This is a genomic window from Streptomyces collinus, assembly GCF_031348265.1.
Classification (GTDB): Bacteria; Actinomycetota; Actinomycetes; order Streptomycetales; family Streptomycetaceae; genus Streptomyces; species Streptomyces collinus.
On sequence record NZ_CP133771.1, the window covers coordinates 4,315,490 to 4,334,998 of the forward strand.

18 protein-coding genes and 1 pseudogene are annotated in these 19,509 nt (G+C 73.3%); 10 read left to right on the top strand and 9 right to left on the bottom strand.

Annotated elements, in window-relative coordinates:
• Positions 1–6: 6 nt before the first annotated feature.
• Complete coding sequence (locus RFN52_RS19615) at positions 7–585, bottom strand: TetR/AcrR family transcriptional regulator (protein ID WP_184847895.1); 579 nt, start codon at positions 583–585, stop codon at positions 7–9.
• 131 nt (positions 586–716) lie between these two features.
• Between RFN52_RS19615 and RFN52_RS19620 the strand changes: the two genes are divergently transcribed.
• Entirely contained in the window at positions 717–1,919 is a 1,203-nt protein-coding gene (locus RFN52_RS19620; protein ID WP_184847896.1) for an MFS transporter, read from the top strand.
• Positions 1,920–2,004: 85 nt separating this feature from the next.
• Here RFN52_RS19620 and RFN52_RS19625 read toward each other — a convergent pair whose 3' ends face one another.
• The 6 genes and pseudogenes from RFN52_RS19625 to RFN52_RS19650 all read right to left on the bottom strand — a co-directional run.
• Positions 2,005–3,666 (bottom strand): long-chain fatty acid--CoA ligase, encoded by a 1,662-nt coding sequence (locus tag RFN52_RS19625; protein WP_184847897.1) that lies wholly within the window; start codon positions 3,664–3,666, stop codon positions 2,005–2,007.
• 148 nt (positions 3,667–3,814) lie between these two features.
• Complete coding sequence (locus tag RFN52_RS19630; protein ID WP_184847898.1) at positions 3,815–4,375, bottom strand: SigE family RNA polymerase sigma factor; 561 nt, start codon at positions 4,373–4,375, stop codon at positions 3,815–3,817.
• Positions 4,376–4,508: 133 nt separating this feature from the next.
• The gene (locus RFN52_RS19635) at positions 4,509–5,681 is read right to left on the bottom strand and encodes a lipid-transfer protein (protein WP_184847899.1); all 1,173 of its coding nucleotides are present in this window, start codon (positions 5,679–5,681) and stop codon (positions 4,509–4,511) included.
• Positions 5,678–6,061, bottom strand: a complete 384-nt coding sequence (locus tag RFN52_RS19640; protein WP_184847900.1) for a MaoC family dehydratase — start codon at positions 6,059–6,061, stop codon at positions 5,678–5,680. The genes RFN52_RS19635 and RFN52_RS19640 overlap by 4 nt, the downstream gene beginning before the upstream one ends.
• The gene (locus RFN52_RS19645; protein ID WP_184847901.1) at positions 6,058–6,972 is read right to left on the bottom strand and encodes a bifunctional MaoC family dehydratase N-terminal/OB-fold nucleic acid binding domain-containing protein; all 915 of its coding nucleotides are present in this window, start codon (positions 6,970–6,972) and stop codon (positions 6,058–6,060) included. Before RFN52_RS19645 ends, RFN52_RS19640 begins: the two co-directional genes overlap by 4 nt.
• Before the next feature lie 158 nt (positions 6,973–7,130).
• Positions 7,131–7,337 (bottom strand): annotated as a pseudogene (locus RFN52_RS19650) (hypothetical protein); the annotation flags it as partial.
• Between the two features lie 401 nt (positions 7,338–7,738).
• Here RFN52_RS19650 and RFN52_RS19655 point away from each other — a divergent pair.
• The 4 genes from RFN52_RS19655 to RFN52_RS19670 all read left to right on the top strand — a co-directional run bounded on the left by RFN52_RS19655 (position 7,739) and on the right by RFN52_RS19670 (position 10,599).
• Positions 7,739–8,605 (top strand): bifunctional DNA primase/polymerase, encoded by an 867-nt coding sequence (locus RFN52_RS19655; protein ID WP_184847902.1) that lies wholly within the window; start codon positions 7,739–7,741, stop codon positions 8,603–8,605.
• Positions 8,606–8,642: 37 nt separating this feature from the next.
• Positions 8,643–9,107 (top strand): hypothetical protein, encoded by a 465-nt coding sequence (locus RFN52_RS19660; protein WP_184847903.1) that lies wholly within the window; start codon positions 8,643–8,645, stop codon positions 9,105–9,107.
• A 9-nt stretch (positions 9,108–9,116) separates the two neighbouring features.
• Entirely contained in the window at positions 9,117–9,641 is a 525-nt protein-coding gene (locus RFN52_RS19665; RefSeq protein WP_184847904.1) for a DinB family protein, read from the top strand.
• A gap of 385 nt (positions 9,642–10,026) precedes the next feature.
• A complete protein-coding gene (locus tag RFN52_RS19670) occupies positions 10,027–10,599 on the top strand; it encodes a GNAT family N-acetyltransferase (protein WP_184847905.1) in 573 nt (190 codons plus the stop codon).
• A 166-nt stretch (positions 10,600–10,765) separates the two neighbouring features.
• On the opposite strand, the gene RFN52_RS19675 is transcribed toward RFN52_RS19670, so the two are convergent.
• A complete protein-coding gene (locus RFN52_RS19675; protein ID WP_184847906.1) occupies positions 10,766–15,010 on the bottom strand; it encodes an nSTAND1 domain-containing NTPase in 4,245 nt (1,414 codons plus the stop codon).
• A 401-nt stretch (positions 15,011–15,411) separates the two neighbouring features.
• Here RFN52_RS19675 and RFN52_RS19680 point away from each other — a divergent pair, with 401 nt between their 5' ends.
• The 3 genes from RFN52_RS19680 to RFN52_RS19690 all read left to right on the top strand — a co-directional run bounded on the left by RFN52_RS19680 (position 15,412) and on the right by RFN52_RS19690 (position 16,969).
• The gene (locus tag RFN52_RS19680; protein WP_229856578.1) at positions 15,412–15,879 is read left to right on the top strand and encodes a hypothetical protein; all 468 of its coding nucleotides are present in this window, start codon (positions 15,412–15,414) and stop codon (positions 15,877–15,879) included.
• An 88-nt stretch (positions 15,880–15,967) separates the two neighbouring features.
• Complete coding sequence (locus tag RFN52_RS19685; protein WP_184847908.1) at positions 15,968–16,201, top strand: ferredoxin; 234 nt, start codon at positions 15,968–15,970, stop codon at positions 16,199–16,201.
• A gap of 9 nt (positions 16,202–16,210) precedes the next feature.
• A complete protein-coding gene (locus RFN52_RS19690) occupies positions 16,211–16,969 on the top strand; it encodes a PIG-L deacetylase family protein (RefSeq protein ID WP_184847909.1) in 759 nt (252 codons plus the stop codon).
• A gap of 3 nt (positions 16,970–16,972) precedes the next feature.
• Here the strand turns inward: RFN52_RS19690 and RFN52_RS19695 are convergent, their stop codons facing one another.
• Positions 16,973–17,353 carry a hypothetical protein gene (locus RFN52_RS19695; RefSeq protein ID WP_184847910.1) on the bottom strand — a complete coding sequence of 127 codons (381 nt, stop codon included), beginning with the start codon at positions 17,351–17,353 and terminating at the stop codon, positions 16,973–16,975.
• Between the two features lie 322 nt (positions 17,354–17,675).
• On the opposite strand from RFN52_RS19695, the gene RFN52_RS19700 reads away from it, so the two are divergent.
• Entirely contained in the window at positions 17,676–18,443 is a 768-nt protein-coding gene (locus RFN52_RS19700; RefSeq protein WP_311241225.1) for a HEAT repeat domain-containing protein, read from the top strand.
• On the top strand, positions 18,437–19,474 hold the full coding sequence (locus RFN52_RS19705; RefSeq protein ID WP_184847912.1) for a MerR family transcriptional regulator: 1,038 nt from the start codon (positions 18,437–18,439) through the stop codon (positions 19,472–19,474). The genes RFN52_RS19700 and RFN52_RS19705 overlap by 7 nt, the downstream gene beginning before the upstream one ends.
• Positions 19,475–19,509 lie beyond the last annotated feature (35 nt).

Consider the following 19,509-nt stretch of genomic DNA (forward strand, 5'->3'; position numbering starts at 1 on the left):
GTAGTCCTACCGGGCCGTCAGCCGGCGCGCGGCCTCCTTCACCGAGGCCCGCAGGCGGTCCCGTTCGGACTCGCCGTCGCCGACCAGGATGCGCCGCATCTGGGGGACGACGGCGGTCCAGTTGGCCAGGGCGGTCAGCAGGAACAGCAGGTCGGCCGCCGGAATGGCGTCCGTGACGGCTCCGCGCTGCTGCCCCTCCCGGAGGGCGGCGACCTTGCGGGCGTAGTGCTCCTGGCGGTCGGACTCGTGGGGCAGCTCGGTGCTGCCGTACTCCAGGCCCTCCCAGAAGAGCAGGCGCAGCAGCTCCGGGTGGGCGGCGTGGTAGTCCATCAGGCGGTCGACCCAGCCCTCGATGTCGTCCGGGTCGACGGGGACGGCCTCGGCGAGGTGGAGCATCTTCTTTTCGAGGACGATCGCGAACAGCTCGGCCTTGTTGCCGAAGTAGGCGTAGATGAGCTGCTTGTTGGCCTTCGCCGCGCCGGCGATGCGGTCGATGCGGGCGCCGGCGATGCCGTGCCGGGCGAACTCGGCGACCGCCGCCTCGAAGATCCGGGCCTTGGTGGCCTCGGGGTCCCTTGCTGCCATGGGGGAGAGGGTAGCGCGGCCGGGTAACCAACCGTTTGGTTGACAGGGAATGGCGGGGCGGCTCAGACTGTTCCCTCCTCAGCCAACCAACCAGTTAGTTGCTAGAGCCGACTCCAAGGAGTCCCCCTCCCATGCCGTCAGCGACCACTACCGCAGCCCGTGGCACTGCCGCCCCCGTGCGGCAGGCCCGTACCCCCGCCCCCGGCCTCTTCCTCACGCTGCTCGCCGTGTGCAGCGCGGTCACCGCCGCCAACATCTACCTCGCCGCGCCGCTGCTGCCGCTCATGGCCCGCGACTTCGGCTCGGCGCCCTCGGCCATCGCCTGGATCGCCTCGGTCGCCCAGCTCGGCTACGCGGTCGGGCTGCTGTTCTTCGCCCCGCTCGGCGACCGTGCGAACCGGCGCCGGCTGGTCGCCGGGCTCACGCTCGTCACCGCGCTCGCGCTGGGTGCCAGTGCGGCCGCCCCGGGCACCGCCGCCCTCGCCGCCGCGATGTTCGTCGCCTCGGCGGCGACCGTGATCCCCCAGCTGCTCGTCCCGCTGGTCGCCGAGCGGGCCCCCGCCGAGCGGCGGGCCAGGCATGTCGCGGCGGTCATCGCGGGCCTGTTCACCGGCATCGTCGCGGCCCGGGTCCTGGGCGGGCTGGCCGGGCAGGCGTTCGGCTGGCGGTGGGTGTTCGCGGGCGCCGCCGTGCTCACGCTCGCCCTGGGGCTCGCGACCGCGGTGGTCCTGCCGTCGCGGGGGCGCCGGGAGGGCCCGCTGTTCGCGGGGCTCGTCGCGCTGCCTTCGGTGCTGCGGGGCTCGCCGGAGCTGTGGCGGGCGTGCGTGCGGCAGGCCGGGATGTTCGGCGCGTGGAGCGCGCTGTGGACCTCACTGGCGCTGCTGCTGACCGGGCCGGAACACGGTCTGTCCACCGCGACCGCCGGGCTGTTCGGGCTCTTCGGGCTGACCGCGAGTGCGGTGGCGCCGCTGGCGGGCGGTCTCGTGGACCGGTTCGGGGCGGCGCGGGTCGTGCGCTCCGCGTACCTGGTCGCCGCCGTTTCGGTGCCGCTGTTCTGGCTGGGCGGGCAGGTGCTGTGGGCGCTGTTCGCCGCCGCGGTCGCCGTGCACGCGGCCCTGGTCGCCTCCCACGTCGCCAACCAGACCCTGGCCCTGACCGCGACCTCCACCCCCGCCACGGCCAACACCGCCTATGTGGTCGCCGGCTTCGCCGGCGGCGCGGCCGCTTCGGCTCTCGCGGGGACCGCCTACACCCACTTCGGGTGGGGCGGGGTGTGCGTCGTCGCGGGGGTGTGGCTGGTGCTGGGGTGGGGGCTGACCTCCGTACGCCGGTGAGACGATCCAGCGGCACGCGCGTGCCCGGCGTGCGGACACGGAGGAGCCCCCGGCCACAGCCAGGGGCTCCTCAAGGCCATGCCGGTCAGCCGAGGGCCGTGATGTCCAGCTCCCCCTGCGCGTACTGCCTGCGCAGGACCTTCTTGTCGAACTTGCCCACGCTCGTCTTCGGGACCGCCTCGACGATCGTCCAGCGCTCGGGGAGCTGCCACTTGGCGATCTTGCCCTCGCCGGCGAGGAAGGCGCGCAGGGTCTCGAAGGTGGCGGTGGAGCCCTCCTTGAGGACGACCGTGGCCAGGGGGCGCTCGCCCCACTTGTCGTCGGGGACGGCCACCACGGCCGCCTCGGCGACGTCCGGGTGGGACATCAGCGCGTTCTCCAGCTCCACCGACGAGATCCACTCGCCGCCGGACTTGATGACGTCCTTGGCCCGGTCGGTGAGGGTGAGGTAGCCGTCGGCGGAGATCGTGCCGACGTCGCCCGTCTTGAGCCAGCCGTCCTCGCTGAACTTGTCGGCGGGGCGCAGCGATTCGCCGTCGGGCCCGTTGTAGTAGGCCCCGGCGATCCAGGGGCCGCGCACCTCCAGCTCGCCGGCCGACTCCCCGTCCCAGGGGAGGCGTTCGCCGCCGGGGCCGGTCAGGCGGCCCTCGACGCCGGCCGGGAAGCGGCCCTGGGTGAGGCGGTAGGCGAACTCCTCCTCCGTGCCGGCCGCCACACCGGCCGGCGGACGGGCGATCGTGCCCAACGGGGACGTCTCCGTCATGCCCCAGGCGTGGCAGACCCGCATGCCCAGCTTGTCGAAGGCCTCCATCAGCGACGGCGGACAGGCCGAGCCGCCGATGGTGACCTGGCCGAGGGAGGAGACGTCACGGGGGTTCGCGGTCAGCTCGGCGAGCAGGCCCTGCCAGATGGTGGGGACCGCGGCGGCGTGGGTCGGCCGCTCGCTCTCGATCATCGCGGCGAGCGGGGCCGGCTGGAGGAAACGGTCCGGCATCAGCATGTTCACGCCGGTCATGAAGGTCGCGTGCGGCAAGCCCCAGGCGTTCACGTGGAACTGGGGCACCACGACCAGGGAGGTGTCCTCGTCGGTCAGGCCCATCGACTGGGCCATGTTGACCTGCATCGAGTGCAGGTAGACGGAGCGGTGGCTGTAGACCACGCCCTTGGGGTCGCCGGTGGTGCCGGAGGTGTAGCACATGGCGGCGGCCTGGCGTTCGTCCAGCTCGGGCCAGTCGTAGGAGGTCGGCTTGCCGGCGATCAGGTCCTCGTACTCGTGGACGCGGACGTCCGCGCCGTCGAGGAGGGAGCGGTCTCCGGGGCCCGTGACGACCACGTGCTCGACCGGCTTGAGGTGCGGCAGCAGCGGGGCGAGCAGGGGGAGCAGCGAACCGTTGGCGATGATCACGCGGTCGGCGGCGTGGTTGACGATCCAGGCCAGCTGCTCGGGCGGGAGGCGGAGGTTCAGGGTGTGGAGGACCGCGCCCATGGAGGGGATCGCGAAGTAGGCCTCGACATGTTCCGCGTTGTTCCAGGCGAGGGTCGCGACGCGCTCGTCGCCGGTGACGCCCAGGTCGTCCTTCAGTGCGTGCGCCAGCTGGGCCGCGCGGGCGCCGATCTCCGCGAAGGAGCGGCGGTGCGGCTCGTCCTCACCGGTCCAGGTGGTCACCTGTGATGTCCCGTGGATCGTCGACCCGTGGGTCAGGATCCTTGAGATCAGCAGCGGTACGTCCTGCATGGTGCTCAGCACGGCGTCCTCCCGGGGGCGACTTTGCCTACGCGGTGGTAAAGGTTGCGCTGATTCTGCGCACATACCACGCGGTATGTCACTAGGACCGGGTGATCGATCAGATCACGCCATGCCGGAGGGGCAGCTCACAAGCGGGCCGGGCACCGCCTCACTGACGGACAAGTCCCAGCTCAGCGTCCTCGCGGAGCTTGCCGATCGCCCGGGAGACGGCCGACTTCACCGTGCCCACCGAAACGCCGAGCACCTCGGCCGTCTGGACCTCGCTGAGGTCCTCGTAGTACCTGAGGACCAGCATCGCCCGCTGGCGGGCGGGCAGCCGCATGATCGCCCGCCACATCGCGTCGCGCAGCGCCTGCTGCTCGGCCGGGTCGTCACCGCCGGGCACCGGGTCCGGCTCGGGCAGCTCGTCGCAGGCGAACTCGTCGACCTTGCGCTTGCGCCACTGCGAGGTCCGGGTGTTCAGCAGCGCCCGCCGCACATAGCCGTCGAGGGCGCGGTGGTCCTCGATGCGCTCCCAGGCGACGTACGTCTTGGTGAGGGCGGTCTGCAGCAGGTCCTCCGCGTCACTCGGGTTGCCGGTGAGCGAGCGGGCGGTACGCAGCAGCACCGGCTGGCGGGCCCTGACGTACGACGAGAACGACGGGTACGGAAGGGTCTGCGCCGCTGGTCCGGCCGCCTTCGAAGCGCTCGTGCAGACGAGTGTGGTCATGGCTCAACGCTATGAGCGAGGGCACGCCGAGCGGATCGGCCGCAGGTCCCGAAGCGGGGTCCCCCTCAGGTTGTAGGGGTAGGGTCCGCTGCACCTCCTGTAGGTGGAGCGGTGGGACCGGGGTACTGCGGGTTCACCCCTGGGGGGCGGCGGTCAGTACGAGTCCCGACGTAGGCACGCCCGTCCCCGCCGTCACCAGGACCCGCTGCGCCCCGGGCACCTGGTTCACCGCCGTCCCCCTGATCTGCCGGACGGCCTCCGCGATGCCGTTCATGCCGTGCAGGTACGCCTCGCCCAGCTGACCGCCGTGCGTGTTCAGGGGCAGATGCTCCCCGGCCACGAAGTCCGCCGCCTCGCCGGGGCCGCAGAAGCCGAACTCCTCCAGCTGCGTCAGCACGAACGGCGTGAAGTGGTCGTAGAGGATGCCCACGTCGATGTCGGCCGGGGCGAGCCCCGAGGCGCGCCACAGCTGCCGGGCGACCACCGCGGCCTCGGGCAGCCCGGTCAGGTCGTCGCGGTAGAAGCTCGTCATCTGCTCCTGGGCCCGCCCGGCGCCCTGGGCGGCCGCGGCGATCACGGCCGGCGGGTGGGGCAGGTCGCGGGCCCGTTCGACGGAGGTGACGACGAGGGCCTGGCCGCCGTCCGTCTCCTGACAGCAGTCGAGCAGCCGCAGCGGTTCGACGATCCAGCGCGAGGCGGCGTGGTCGGCCAGGGTGATGGGCCGGCCGTGGAAGTGGGCCGCCGGGTTGGTCGCCGCGTACTTCCGGCCGGCGACCGCCACGTGCCCGAAGGCCTCCGGGGTCAGCCCGTAGGTGTGCAGGTAGCGCCGGGCCGCCATCGCCACCCACGAGGCCGGGGTGAGCAGGCCGAACGGCAGGGACCAGCCGAGGGCCGCGCCCTCCGCCGAGGGTTCCCGGTGCCGCACCCCGGAGCCGAAGCGGCGGCCCGAGCGCTCGTTGAAGGCGCGGTAGCAGACGACCACGTCCGCCACGCCCGCGGCGATCGCCAGGGCCGCCTGCTGGACGGTGGCGCAGGCCGCGCCGCCGCCGTAGTGGACGCGGGAGAAGAAGGACAGCTCCCCGATGCCCGCCGCCTGGGCGACGGTGATCTCGGGGCTGGTGTCCATGGTGAAGGTGACCATCCCGTCGACGTCGGCCGGGGTCAGCCCGGCGTCCGCCAGGGCCGCCCGCACCGCCTCGACGGCCAGGCGCAGTTCGCTGCGGCCCGAGTCCTTGGTGAAGGCGGTGGCCCCCACGCCGACGACGGCCGCGCGCCCGCCGAGACCGTCCCGCGCTCGCGGGCTCATGCCGGGATCCTCACCGTCACCGTGCCCGTGACGTGCTTGCCGATGCCGTTGGCGCCGACGACCCGGACGGTCACCGTGTCGCCGTCGACCTCATCGACCGTGCCCGTGAGCACCATCGTGTCGCCGGGGTGGTTGGGCGCGCCCAGCCGGATGGCGACCCGGCGCAGCTCCGCACGGGGGCCGAAGTGGTCGGTGATGTAGCGGCCGACCAGGCCGTTGGTCGTCAGGATGTTCATGAAGATGTCGGGGGAGCCCTTGCGCCGGGCGAGCTCCGGGTCGTGGTGGACGTCCTGGTAGTCCCGGGAGGCGATCGCCCCGGCGACGATCAGGGTCCGGGTCACGGGGATCTCCAGGGGCGGGAGACGGTCACCGGCCTTCACGGGCCCACCCCCTGGAACACCGGCAGCTCCAGCTCCTCGTCGTACCGCCGGAACTCCAGACGCACCGGCAGGCCGATCCGCACCTCGTCGTACGGCACCCCGACCACGTTGCTGACGATCCGCACACCCTCGGCGAGTTCGACGAGGCCGACGGCGTAGGGCGGTTCGAAGGCCGGGAAGGGCGGATGGTGCATGACGACGTACGAGTAGACCGTGCCCTCGCCGCTCGCCGCCACGGTGTCCCAGTCCGGGGAGCCGCACGCGTTGCACCCCGGCAGCCAGGGGAAACGCAGGGTGCGGCAGGCGGTGCAGCGCTGGATGAGCAGTTCGTGGCGGGCGACGCCCTCCCAGAAGCCGGCGTTGTCGCGGTTGACGACCGGGCGGGGGCGGCGTTCCACCGGTTTCGAAGGCCGGTGTGCGGGGGCGTACTTGAGGATGCGGAAGCGGTGGGTGCCGGCGAGTTCGCCGCCGGCCCGGACGTCCGTGCGGGTGGTGACGAAGTAGCCGGTGCCGAGCCTGGTGGTCTTGCGGCCGGACACCGACTCGATCACGGAGTCGAACGTGACCCGGTCGCCCGGGCGCAGCGGGCGCAGGTACTCCTGTTCGCAGTCGGTGGCGACGACCGCGTGGTGGCCCGACGCGTCGAGCAGCGTGAGGAGTTCGTCGTAGGCGGCGGTGCGCTCCGGGCGGCGGGTGAGGCCGGCCATGGTCCATGCCTGGAGCATGGTGGGCGGGGCGATGGCGTCCGGTCCCGTGTACGCGGGGCTGGTGTCGCCCATGGCCTCGCACCAGTGCCTGATCATCGGCTCGTTGACGAGGTCGCGGCCGACCCCGGTGGCGGCGGCCGGGAGGCCCTCGTAGGCCTTCAGGCGCGCCTCGAACTCCTCGTGGACCTCCGGCTCACCGATCACAGTTTCTGACTGTCCGTCAGATTTGGTGCCCCGTCAAGGCCCGGCAGACGCGAAAACGCCTGCGCGGCGGTACCGGAGTACCGCCGCTCAGACGTTGTGACCCCACGAAGTACACCCCCCAGCACCCGTGCCGGCGCCGCCCCGCCGGCCCGCTCAGCTCACCACCACAGCGGGGTGAAGCCGATGGCCGTGTCGGCGTTGCCCTGGCTGACGGCCGTGAACTCCGAGCCGGCGACCTGGGCGATGTTGCTGTGGTCCGAGGCGCCGTCACCGACGGCCTGCTGCTGGGCGGTGGCCGCGGTGCCGAAGTTGTCGCCGCTGACGCCGCTGCCGAGGACGCCCTGCTCGGCCTTGGTGACGGACGCGATGGACGCCGGCGGTACGGATGCTTGCCATGTTCTTGTCCCTCCAGGGCTTTCCGGAACCGAGGACGCACCGGCTCATGGCCGTTTCGTGCGTGAACCACTGCTGCCACCAGGGAAGTCGGCCGACCGCCCAGGTGCGGTGCTCGACGTCGCGAATCCAGAACTGCCCACCGAATCCCCGGCGAACCACATCGGAAGCCACTCTTCGCACGCAAGCGTGAGGACATGCCGATAAACCCCTATGTGTCACTTCCGCACCGGACGGGAGTGAAAGGGGGCGTTCGAACCCGGGTGCCGCAAGGGACGAAGCGTTCCAGCACCTTTCCCGGCCACCGTCCGGCCCCGGCGCGTCGCACCCGCTCCCCCTTTCCTTTTTCGAACGTACGTACGAAACTAGAGTCATGGCCACCACCGACCGGCAGGCCACGACGCTGGCCCTCGCACACGCCCTGTCAGCCGCCGAACGCGGACTGGCCGTCCTCCCCCTGTCCCGCTCCAAGCTCCCGGCCCTGCCCTCACCGCATCGCGACGACCCCGCGCCCTCCCCCTGCCACGGCGCGTGCGGCCGCCTCGGACACGGGGTCTACGACGCCTCCAGCGACCCGGACCGCATCCGCGAACTGTTCGCCGCCGCGCCCTGGGCGACCGGCTACGGCATCGCCTGCGGGCTGCCCCCGCACCATCTGATCGGCCTCGACCTGGACGTGAAGACCGGCACGGACTCCTCGGCCGCCCTGCGCGAGCTGGCACTGCGGCACCTGTTCACGATCCCGCCGACCGTGGTCGTCGTGACGCCGTCCGGCGGGCGGCACCTGTGGCTGAGCGGACCGCCCGAGGTGGTCGTCCCCAACTCGGCGGGCCGGCTCGCCCCCGGCATCGACATCCGGGGCGCGGGCGGCTACCTCGTCGGCCCCGGCTCCCGCACGGGCCAAGGTGTGTACGCCGCCGCCCCGGGCACCGCGCACCTGGCCCCCGCCCCCTGCCCCCGCTCCCTCCTGCGGCTGCTCCTCCCGCCACCCCGCGCCCACCAGCCGCTGCCCGCCCCGGCCGACGGGCACGGCCAGGGCCTGGTCCAGTTCGTCCTGGCCGCGCACGAGGGCCAGCGCAACACCCGCCTGTTCTGGGCGGCCTGCCGTGCCTACGAGGACGGCATCGGCCCGGCGCTCGTCGATCCGCTGGCCGACGCCGCCCGGGCCACCGGCCTCTCCGAACGGGAGGCCCGGGCGACGATCGCCTCGGCGGCACGGATGACCGGGCACCGGCCGTGACCACGGCCCCGCCCATGACCACCACTGAAAGACCTCGATGCAACTCCACGCGAAAAGGCCGGCCCTGGCGCTCGCCCGCCTCGTCCTGGCCTCCGGCCGCCCGGTGGACCTCGCCGAGCTGCGGTTCTCGTCGACGTACGGCGACCTGCTCGACGGCTACCCCTGCAAGCCGCTGAACGACCTGCGCATCCGCAGCCTCCTGCACGCCGCCGAGCGGTCCCGCCCGGGGACGCCGGTGCACCTCGTCCCGCCCCGGCGCGAGTACCCCGACCAGTACGCGGGCGGTCTCGGGCCGGTCGAGGTGCTGCCCGCCGTGGCCTGCCTCGGCACGTTCCACTCGGCGGCCCTGGACCCGGCCCGCGACCCGGTCGCCTGCCGCTCGCGCCTGACCGTCGTCTGGTTCCAGTCCACGCCCCGCCTGCCGTCGGACTGCGACGCCGAGCCCGCGCTGCGCGACCTCGACTGGCCGGTACTGGCCCGGGACGCCCCGGCGCCCCCGTAGGGTCGGCCGATGAGTGCTTCCCGTACGGAACTGCCGCGCTGGCAGTTCGAGTTCACCTGGTCGCTGTTCGAGTACCACCTGGAGCGGCTGGAGCCCGGGGACTTCCTCTGGGAGCCCGTGGGGCTCTGCTGGACGATGCGCCGGGGCCCCGACGGCACCTGGGTCCCGGACTGGGCGGACACCGAGCCCGACCCGGTCCCCGTGCCCACCCTGGGGTGGGTCACCTGGCACATCGGATGGTGGTGGAGCGTCACCCTCGACCACGCGCAGGGCCGCCCGCCCCGCGACCGGGCGGACATCGTCTGGCCCGGCGAGGGCGCCCCGACGGTCGAGTGGCTGCGGGACCTGCGCACCCAGTGGCTGAAGGTCCTGGACGGCCTCACCGACCAGGACCTGGACGCCACGGCCCCGTTCCCCTGGCCGAACGATCCCGGGCACACCGTCGAGCACATGGTGGCCTGGGTGAACGCGGAGCTGATGAAGAACGTGAGCGAGATCGGCCAGCTGCGGCTGCTGCGGGCGGCGTCCGTCTAGCCGGTGCCCGGGCCGCGGGCGCCGCGCCGCCGGGCCCGTGCCGCCCGGCGCGTCCGGCGCCGGCACCGCGACGGACGGGCGCGCTGGGCGCCTGGTGACGCCGGTCTTCCCCCGGGCGATCGCCACGCCGGGCGGTTCGTCCACGCCGGCCACCGGGAGCGGAGGAGGCGCGGTGACGCAGGCGGCAGCGGTGACGGTGGCGGAGGCGGCGGCGGTGACGGTGGCGGAGGGGGCGGCGGCCGGTCGAGGGCGATCGATCCGATCACCCAGTCGCGCAGGGCGCCTCGAATACGCCGGGATGGCCCAGCCGTTCTACGAGGCGTTCAGCCAGGCAGTGTCCCCGGCTCCCGGGGCGTGGCCGCCCGGGCCGTGACATCGTGGGGGCATGAGCATCGACGTTCGCCCGGCCACGGACTTCGAGGACGTCCGTGCCGTGCTCGGGCCGAAGTCGCCCACGGCGAACGTCTGCTGGTGCCTGAGCTACCGGATCCCCTCCCGGCTCAACAACGAGCTGCGCGGTCCGGCCCGCGGCGCGTACGTCGCCGACCTGTGCCGCGCGGATCCACCCCCGGGCGTCCTCGCCTACGACGGTGACGAACCGGTCGGCTGGGCCGCCGTCGCCCCGCGCGCGGACACCTCCTTCGCCCGCAACCGCAAGATCCCGCACGTCGACGACCTGCCGGTGTGGTCGCTCTGGTGCGTACGGGTCCGCCCCGGCCACCGCAAGCAGGGCATCTCGCACGCTCTCATCGCCGGCGCGGTCGAGTTCGCCCGCGACCGGGGCGCACCGGCGATCGAGGCGTACCCCTTGGACAACGGCGACGCCAAGGTCGACCTGACGATGGCGTACGCGGGTCTGCGGAAGAACTTCGAGCGCGCCGGCTTCGCCCACGCGGCGGACACGACCTCGGTCCTGGCCGGTCATCCCCGCGTTCTGATGCGCCTCGGCCTGCGCTGAAAAAAGGCTCGACCGCTGGCGACGGGGGATGCACCAGCGGTCGAGCCATGGCCAAGGGTAACAAGCGCTTGCCCACCGCGAGCCGACTGGCCGTCAGGAAGGCACGGTTGTGACTGGTATCACTGAACTACCTTGATACCTCCGCCGGTTGGACGAGACGGCCTCGTCAGCCGTCGCACGGCGGATCGTAGGAGAGCCGGGGCAGGTACTCCCGCCAGGTGTCCGGCGTCAGCACGCCCCGGGTCATCGAGCAGATGCGGCCGATGGCCGTGTCGACGTCGAGATCCCAGAGCCGGATCGTGTCCGCGCCGCTCGACACCCCGAGCATGTCGCTGTTCGGGCTGAACGCGAGGAAGGTGCCGGTCTTGGCGTTGGGGCTCATCGACGGGCCGATCGCGGTGGCGTGCGCGGGGTCGGAGACGTTCCACAGCCGGACGGTGCTGTCGTTGCCGCCGCTGGCCAGGGTGCGGCCGTCCCGGCTGAACGTCAGCGACACGACCGCCTCCGTGTGGCCCGTGAGCCGCTCCTGCTCGGAGGCCTCGGCGGGGTCCGAGATGTCCCAGAGGCGGACGGAGTTGTCGTCACCGGCGCTGGCGAGCATGCGGCCGTCGCGGCTGTGGGCGAGCGCGTTGACCGCTCCGAGGTGGCCGCGCAGAGGTGCCCCGATCAGGGTGGCCCGGCCGGGGTCGGCCGCGTTCCACAGCCGGATCGTGCCGTCCGCGCTGCCGCTGGCGAGCGTCCGGCCGTCCGGGCTGAAGACGAGGTGGTTGATGTAGCCCTTGTGGCCGGTGAGGGGGGTGCCGAGCGGGCGCGGCCGGGCCGGGTCGCCGATGTTCCACAGCTGGATGGTGCGGTCGTCGTAGGCGGTGGCCAGGATCTGCCCGTCGGGGCTGAAGGCCAGCGGGTCGGCGTACCGGATGCGCAGGGGTGCGGGAGAGCCGTGGCGGACCGGGCGCTCGGGGTCGCCGAGGTTCCACAGCTCCACCACCCGGTCGCCCGTCACGACCGCGAGAGTGCGGCCGTCCGGGGAGAACTCCAGGGAGCGCACGTCGCCCTTGCCCGGGCGAAACGGTTCTCCTATCCGGATCGGCCTGCCGGGCGTCCGCACGTCCCACAGCCGGATCCGCCCGTCCCGGGCCGCCGTCGCGAGAAGCCGCCCGTCGGGTCGGAACACTCCGGTCCGGCCGGTCATGTCCGACGTGGGCAGCGACCACAGGCGGACCCTGTTGTCGCCCGCCCCGGTGGCGAGCGTGCGCCCGTCGGGGCTGAAGCCGAGCGCGTACATCTCGCCGCTGCTGCCCGCGAGGGGCCCTCCGACCTGCGACGCGTGCTCCGGATCGCCGACCTTCCACAGGCTCGCGGTGCTGTCCGCGCTGGCCGCGGCGAGCATGTTCCCGTCCGGGCTGAAGGCCACGGACCAGACCGGCCCGGTGTGGCCGGTGAGCGGCGCGCCGACCGCGGCCGGGCGGCCCGGACCGGCCATGTTCCACAGGTGTACGGTGCCGTCCGCGCTGCCGCTGGCGAGCGTGCGCCCGTCGGGGCTGAAGTCCACGGAGTGCACGGTGGCGGTGTGGCCGGTCAGCGGCGCCCCGGCCGGCTCCGGGCGCCCCGGGCCGGACACGTCCCACAGCCGGATCGTGCCGTCGTCGCCCCCCGCGGCCAGCGTCCGGCCGTCCGGGCCGAACGCCACCGACCGCACCGCTGCCGTGTGCCCGGTCAGAGGCTCGCCCTCGGCCCGCGGCCGGCTCGTGTCGGCCACGTTCCACAGCCGGACGGTGCGGTCGTCGCCGGCGGAGGCCAGCGTGCGGCCGTCCGGGCTGAAGTCGATCAGGTAGATCGTGCCGTCGTGACCGGTCAGGGGCTCGCCGAGCCGCTTCGGGTGTTCGGGGTCGGTCACGTCCCACAGCCGGATCGTGCCGTCGTCGGAGGCGCTGGCCAGCGTCCGGCCGTCCGGACTGAAGACCGCGCTGCTCACCCAGCTCGTGTGACCGGTGAGGGGCCTGCCCAGGGGTTTCGGGCGCTTGGGGTCGGCGACGTTCCACAGCCGTACGGTCCGGTCGTAGCTGGCGGTGGCCAGGAGCTGTCCGTCCGGGCTGAAGGTCGTCAGGTAGACGGCGCCCGTGTGGCCGGTGAGGGGGGTGGACAGCGGGGCGTTCACGATGGAGATCAGACGGCTGTTCGCGCCCTTGTCGTCGGGCCGCAGCCCGTGCGCCACGAGGTCGAGCTGCGCGGACAGCGACGGATCGGTGTGCTGGACGCGGTCGGACTGGGCGAGCACCTGCTCGAAGACGGCCGCGTCCCGCTGCTTCCAGGCCACGACGGCCGACCCGCCGGCCACCATCGCCAGCACGACCAGCGCCGCCACTGCGCCCCGGCTGATCCAGCTGATCCGCCTGCGCAGCCGGACCGACGCGGCCAGGAACTCCACCGCGCTGCGGGTCAGGAAGGTGTCCCCGGCGGACCTCGCCCAGCCGTCGGCCTGCTCCAGCCGGGAGCCCCGGTAGAGCAGCGAGGTGTCGCGGTTCGACTCCTCCCAGGCCCGGCCGTCCTCCTCCAGGCGCTGGCGCAGCAGATTGCCCTGCCGGTCCTCGTCGATCCAGTCGCGCAGCCGCGGCCAGGCGTGCAGCAGCGCCTCGTGGGTGATCTCCACGGTCTCCGCGTCGAGCGTCACCAGCCGGGCGCGGACCAGTGCTTCGAGGGACTCCTCGGTCTTGCACGGGTCGGCCGACTCCTGTGCCAGCTGATCCCGGGTTCCGCGGCGGCGCGTGGCCTGGGTGTCCTCACCCAGCCGGACCAGGCGGAGCAGGAGCAGCCGGGCGGCCGTGCGCGCGGCCGGGTCGAGGTCGGCCCAGGCCCGTTCGGCGGTCGCCGCGACCGCGCCCTGGATGCCGCCGGCCGCGCGGTAGCCGGCCAGCGTGAGCCGGCCCCCCTTCCTGCGCTGCCAGGTGGCGAGCAGGGCGTGCGAGAGGAGCGGCAGCACGCCGGCGTCGTGCGCGGGGCGCAGGCCGTCGGCACTGACCTCCCGGACGATCAGCTCCGCGAGGCCAGGTTCCAGCTCCAGGCCGACGGCCTTGGCCGGGCCGGTCACCGCCTCGCGCAGCTCCGCGGTGGTCAGCGGCCCGAGCACCATGTGCCGGTGCTGGAGTGCGTCGGCCAGCTCGGGGTATCTCAGGCAGCGGTAGTAGAAGTCGGCGCGGATGCCCAGCACCACGACCGCCGGGGCCGGTTCGCCGGGGCCGGCGGGCGAGCAGACGGCGTGCAGAACCTCGATGAAGGCGCGCCGGTCTGCCTCGTCGGGGCAGAGCGTGAACGTTTCCTCGAACTGGTCCACGATCACGACCGGACGGGCCCCGGAGGGAGCCACGCGCCGGGCCCAGGCGGCGACGGCGGCGCGGGCGGCGGCGGGGCCCGGGGCCGGTCGGGCCTCGGGTGCCGGGGCCGGCCGAGCGGCGGGCTCCGAGGCCGGTCGGGTCGCGGGCTCCTGAGGAGCGGGTTTCGGAGGAGCGGGCTTCTGGGGGGCGGGCTCCTGAGAGGCGGGTTTCTCTGCGGGGGATGGTCCGGGGCCATCTCCAGGAGAGGAAGCGGCGACTCCGCCGGGAGAGGCCCCCGGCACTCCCCTGGGAGACGGGCCGGATCCGGCTCCCTCCGGCCGGGGCGAGGCTCCCCCCAGCGGGGCCGACACGACGGACGCCAGCTCGGGGATGCGGCGGCACAGCTCCGTGAGCGGATCACCCCCCGGTACGAGCTGCACGACGTGCCGCGCCCGGCCGCTGCCGTCGCCGCCGTCGCTCCCGCCCCCGCCCGGCGCACCGCCCCGCAGGGCAGGCACCAGACCGGCGTTCAGCAGCGAGGACTTTCCCGCCCCCGACGCACCCACGAGCATGACCAGGCCGCCCGTGTCCGCGGCGGCCCCGAGCTGGGTGACGAGCGCGTCCGTGCTCCGCTCCCGTCCGAAGAACCACCGGGCGTCCTCCCGGCGGTAGGAGGCCAGCCCGCGGTACGGGCACACCCCGCCGGGCGCGGACGCGGCCCCGTCCGCGGACCGTTCCTCGCCCGCGGACGCCGCGGGGCGCTCGCCGACCGGGTCGGCCACCGCGCTTTCCCACAGCCGCTGCCACTGGCCGAGGTCGTACAGGCCGGGGGAGACCGGCGTGGGCCGCGAGCGCCGCGCCTCGGGGATCAGCACGTACAGCACGGCCGCGAGAGCGGGGAACTGGGCCGGCACGTTCCGGGCCCGCCGCCAGTCGCTGATGCGCTGGGCGGACACCCGCACGGGCCGCCCGCGTTCGTCGACCCGCTGGAGCCGGACGACCGCTTCGGACACCCGTTTGAGAGGAGGGTTGCCGGCTTCCTTGTACAGCAGTGCGAGGCGTTCCGCGAAGGCGGTGCGTGCCCCCGAGTCGGAACTCAAGGTCTCAGCTCCTTACTTCCCACGCCTGGACGTCCGGACCGGAAAGGTCACTTTATATGGCTGACCTGCGGTAATGCCCTCCGCTGGATGCCGGAACCTCCTCCCAGGTGGCCGAAAATGGCAGGATCCGGACGCACCAGCGGGCTCATCCGGTCAGCTGCCGTCCGAGCCGGACGACTCCACCCCCCACCGTTCGGTACCGGTCCCCACGAGGGGAGGGACCGGTGCCGGACGACGTGGTGATCCTCCCCAGCGGACCCCGCCCCGCAACCCTGGCGGACCGTCCGGTCCGGCCCTGGCCGACCGCGCTCCCGGACCCTGGATAACTGACGACCCGTCAGCTATGGTCGCCCTGCCGTACCGCTTCGGAGCGATGTACCCGACGTACAGGGGTGAGCGCAGTGGAGTCACGTCCCGAGAGCCCACAGCCGCAGGGTGCGCCGCGCTGGGTCGCGATGTTCTACCGGCCGGCCGCGGACTCCTGGCGTACGGCCGCGCAGTCGCCCCACCGCTCGCCCGTGCTGTACGCCCTCGGCGAGATGACCCGGGCCGTGCGGGCCCGGGGCGACGAGGTGACGGTGGCCCTGTGGGGGCCGAAGGACGGCGCGTGGCACCGGTACGACGCCCCGCAGCAGCAGACCGCCGTGTCCCGGCCGGATCCTGAGCCCTCCCCGGGCGAACCGGCCACCCTGGCGGAACGGATGACCGGCCGCCGCCACCAGGTCCTCATGGCCGGCCTGACCAACGCGGGCCTCTACGACCTCTCCCCCGAGGACGACACGACCGTCCAGACCCTGGTCGAACGGCTCGACGAGGCCGCCGTACGCCGGATCGCCGACTGGCTGACGGCCGCCGGCGGCACGCGGTAGCCGGGCCGGTTCAGCCGACGGCGTGCTGGGCAGGCAGTCTCCCGACGGCCACCGGCTCCCGATGCCGTCAGGAGGGGGACAAAGCGGCATGAAGGTCTCTGTCGACCGCGATCTCTGCTACGGCTCCGCCGAGTGCGCCCACCGGGTTCCGGCCGTCTTCGAGTTCGTCGACGGCTTCGGGGTCGTCCGCCCGGGCCGCGAGCAGACGGGCGAGGACCCGGAGATCCTGGAGGCGGCGGAGAAGTGCCCGAGCCAGGCGATCAGCATCACCGGGTCACCGCACCCGACGCCGGGCCCGCCGGACCTGCCAGACCTGCCGTAGGGAGGGCCGATGCCGGCGCCGAGCCTCCTCGCGGTCTTCGCCCACCCCGATGACGAGGCCCTGTCGGCGGGCGGCATCCTCGCCCGCCACGCCTCCGCGGGCGCGCGCACGGCCGTCGTCACGCCGACCTGGTCGGCGGACACCCCGCGCGCCGCCGAACTGGCCGAGGCGCTCCGCATCCTGGGCGCCGGCCCGCCCCGCATGCCGGGCTACGCCGACTCCCGCGTCCCGAGTTCGGCCCCGGGCAGACCGCGCTGGTGCGACGCCCCGCTGGACGAGGCGGTGGGGGAACTGGTCGCGCACCTCCGCGACGTCCGCCCGGAGATCGTCGTCACCCATGACGCCTACGGCGGCCTGACCGGCCACGAGGACCACGTGCACACCCACCGGGTGACCACGCTCGCGGTCCACGCCGCGGGCCTGGAACGCCTCTTCCCGGACGCCGGAGAACCCTGGCAGCCGAGCGCTCTGTACCTGGCCACCCACCCGCACTCGGCCCTGCGGGCGTGGGGCGGACACTGGGCCCCCACGGGCAAGGCGATGCGCACGGTCCCCGACGAACGCGTCTCCGTCACCGTCGACGTCACCCCCTGGCTGGACCGGAAGATCGCCGCGGTCCTGGCCCACCGCACGGAAGTGGCACGGGGAGCCGCACCCGGCCTGATCGCCGCCCTCTCCGCGCCGGAGCGGGAACGGCTGCTCGGCACGGAGTGGTACACCTGCCACGACCTGACTCCGGCGGCGCCTCCGTGGCCGGGCCGCTCGTGATCCTCAGTCCGCTGCCGGCCGCCCGCCCAGCTCCAGGACGAGGTGATAACCGCCGGCCAGGTCGACACCGGTCCGCTCGCGGAGCAGCTTGACCGCGGTGATCTGCTGCCCGTCGTCGAGCAGAGCGGTCAGCTCCGCGACCAGTTCGGCATCGAGCCGACGCAGCGCGGCCAGCCCCTCGGCTTTGCTCGTGGGCAACGCCTGCCCCTCGGCGAGCAGTTCCACAGCCTCCCGGGCGGGGCCCCGCTTGAGCCAGGAGCCCCTGCGCAACCGCCGCACGGCCTTGCCCGTACGCCCGTCCGCGGCCAGCGCCCTCGCCTCGTCCTGGGCTTCCCGCCCGACGGGGGTGATGAGGGCGGCCGTCCGCACCTTGGTGTTCGTCATGACACTCCTGCGTCGTGGGGTCTCAAGGCTGAAGCCGTGGGGTCTCAAAGCTGAAGACGTGGGGCCTCAAAGCTGAAGCCGTGCGGTCTCAAAGCTGAAGACGGTGCGAAGCCGGTTGCCGTTGCCCCACCCGGCAGAGGCGCCCCGCCGGCCCGCTCAGCGCAGGCGGTGGCTGTTTCCGGCTCGGCAGGAACTGCACCTCGCCCTGGATTCGCCACCCCAGGGCGAGGAGGGCACCGCCCGAAAGCACTGTGCCGCCTTTCAAGGGGCTTGACCTTGACACGGTGACAAGGTTTTTGCTTGGCCGCGGGAGGTGGTTCTGATCAACACGACCGACGTGACCCCGCAGAACGCCCGCATACTCAAGGCCCTGAGCGCTGAGGACTCGTCGATCCGGCTGCGGGCGGCCCTGGCGGCCGGCTCGAACGCCGACTCCGCGTTCTTGGGGACGCTCGTCGAGCGGTGCGCGGTCGAGCCGGACTTCTTCGTACGAGACATGCTGTCCTGGGCTCTGACCCGCCTCTCGCCGGAGATCACCCTGCCCCGGATCCGCCAAGAGCTCGACTCCGAGCGCAACCAGGCCCGCAGCCAGGCGCTGCACACGCTCTCCAAGATCGGCGACCAGAACACGTGGGCCTGGATCGGCCGCGACATGCTGCGCGACGCCGACGACGAGGTCGCGCGAACCGCGTGGCGTGTCGCGGTCGTCCTCGTGCCCGAGGACGAGGACGCGGAGAAGGACCTGGTCGACGAACTGGTTCTGCAGCTGGGCCGCGGCGACCGCGGCATGCAGCTGAGCCTGAGCCGGGCCTTCGCCGACCTCGGCGACGTGAGCAGGCCCGCCCTGGAGAGGGCCGCGGAGCATCCCGATCCAGCGGTGGCCGCGCATGCCCGTGCCACCGAACTGCTCCGGCAGAACCCGGAGACCGATTTCGACACGGCCGTCGAGGAGGCCAAGCGCGTGGCCGCACTCGGTCCGGAACGAGCGGCCGCAGTTTCCGCCGCCGCGTCGGCAGGCACCAGGACCTATGAGACCGCCGAGGCGGAGACGACCGAGCCTGTGAGGGGATCGGAGGCAGCACATTGCTGATCGGCGATGTGGCCGGCCACTCCGGGGTGAGTCCCCGGATGCTCCGGCACTACGACGCCCTCGGTCTGGTGCGGCCGACGGGCCGCACCGTCGGCGGCTACCGCGAGTACTCCACCGAGGACCTCCGCCGGATCTTCCACGTGGAGAGCCTGCGATCCCTCGGGCTCTCCCTCAAACAGATCGGCCGCGCGCTGGAGGACCCGGCCTTCACGCCGTCCGCCTTGGTCAGCGATCTCATCCGGTGGACGGAGGACCGGCTGGCGCGGGAACAGGAGCTGCTCGGGCGACTCCGTGCGATCGACGCGTCGGCACCCACCGGTTGGCAGGACGTCCTGCGCATCGTCGAACTCATGCGGGACCTCAACTCGACCAACGCCGCGCGCAGGCAGCAGGCCGCCCTGGCCCGGTCGGAGGGCGTGTCGGCTTCCGCCGAGCTGCTGGCCGGGGCGGTCCTGGCCGAATCCGACCCCCACGTCGCGGGCGCCCTGCGCTGGGCGCTCGCCCGAACGGGCGGCGAAGGCGTGGCGGCGCTGCACGCCGGCGCGCACTCGGAGGACGTCGACATCCGGCGGCGCGCGGTGCTGACGATCGCCGAGATGCCCGAGGCGCCGGGTGCGAGCGCGGTGCTTGCGGACGCCCTCGGGGACCAGGACACCACGGTGCGCAGGCACGCTGCTCTCGCTCTGGGCAGGCACGGCGTGGCCGCGACCGTGCCCATCCTCGTCGACATGGTGGTCGAGGGCTGCAACGACCTGGAAGCGGCGGAGGTTCTGGGAACGCTGTCCCAGGACCCCGGGTGGGCGGACCGGATCACGACCGCGCTGGTCCACGAACTCGCCGCGCCCACCGCGGACTCAGCGACGCGGATCCGCCTCATCCAGGCGCTGGTCGAGCTCGCGGGAACCGCCGCGCGAGAGGTCCTGCGCCAACTGGCCCACGACGACGACCGCGCTGTCGCCCTCGTCGCCTCGGCCCTGGCCGGAGTCCTCCAGGAGCACTCCCTTGAGGACCGAACGGACGAGGGTTCCTGAAAGCAGGGCGCCAGGACAGTGTCACGAACACTCTT

What these genes read in the sequence shown, in the direction of transcription:
- RFN52_RS19615 (WP_184847895.1), bottom strand. Translation starts at nt 585, where the DNA reads ATGGCAGCAAGGGACCCCGAGGCCACCAAGGCCCGGATCTTCGAGGCG.
- RFN52_RS19620 (WP_184847896.1), top strand. Translation starts at nt 717, where the DNA reads ATGCCGTCAGCGACCACTACCGCAGCCCGTGGCACTGCCGCCCCCGTG.
- RFN52_RS19630 (WP_184847898.1), bottom strand. Translation starts at nt 4,375, where the DNA reads ATGACCACACTCGTCTGCACGAGCGCTTCGAAGGCGGCCGGACCAGCG.
- RFN52_RS19635 (WP_184847899.1), bottom strand. Translation starts at nt 5,681, where the DNA reads ATGAGCCCGCGAGCGCGGGACGGTCTCGGCGGGCGCGCGGCCGTCGTC.
- RFN52_RS19655 (WP_184847902.1), top strand. Translation starts at nt 7,739, where the DNA reads ATGGCCACCACCGACCGGCAGGCCACGACGCTGGCCCTCGCACACGCC.
- RFN52_RS19660 (WP_184847903.1), top strand. Translation starts at nt 8,643, where the DNA reads ATGCAACTCCACGCGAAAAGGCCGGCCCTGGCGCTCGCCCGCCTCGTC.
- RFN52_RS19665 (WP_184847904.1), top strand. Translation starts at nt 9,117, where the DNA reads ATGAGTGCTTCCCGTACGGAACTGCCGCGCTGGCAGTTCGAGTTCACC.
- RFN52_RS19670 (WP_184847905.1), top strand. Translation starts at nt 10,027, where the DNA reads ATGAGCATCGACGTTCGCCCGGCCACGGACTTCGAGGACGTCCGTGCC.
- RFN52_RS19685 (WP_184847908.1), top strand. Translation starts at nt 15,968, where the DNA reads ATGAAGGTCTCTGTCGACCGCGATCTCTGCTACGGCTCCGCCGAGTGC.
- RFN52_RS19690 (WP_184847909.1), top strand. Translation starts at nt 16,211, where the DNA reads ATGCCGGCGCCGAGCCTCCTCGCGGTCTTCGCCCACCCCGATGACGAG.
- RFN52_RS19695 (WP_184847910.1), bottom strand. Translation starts at nt 17,353, where the DNA reads ATGACGAACACCAAGGTGCGGACGGCCGCCCTCATCACCCCCGTCGGG.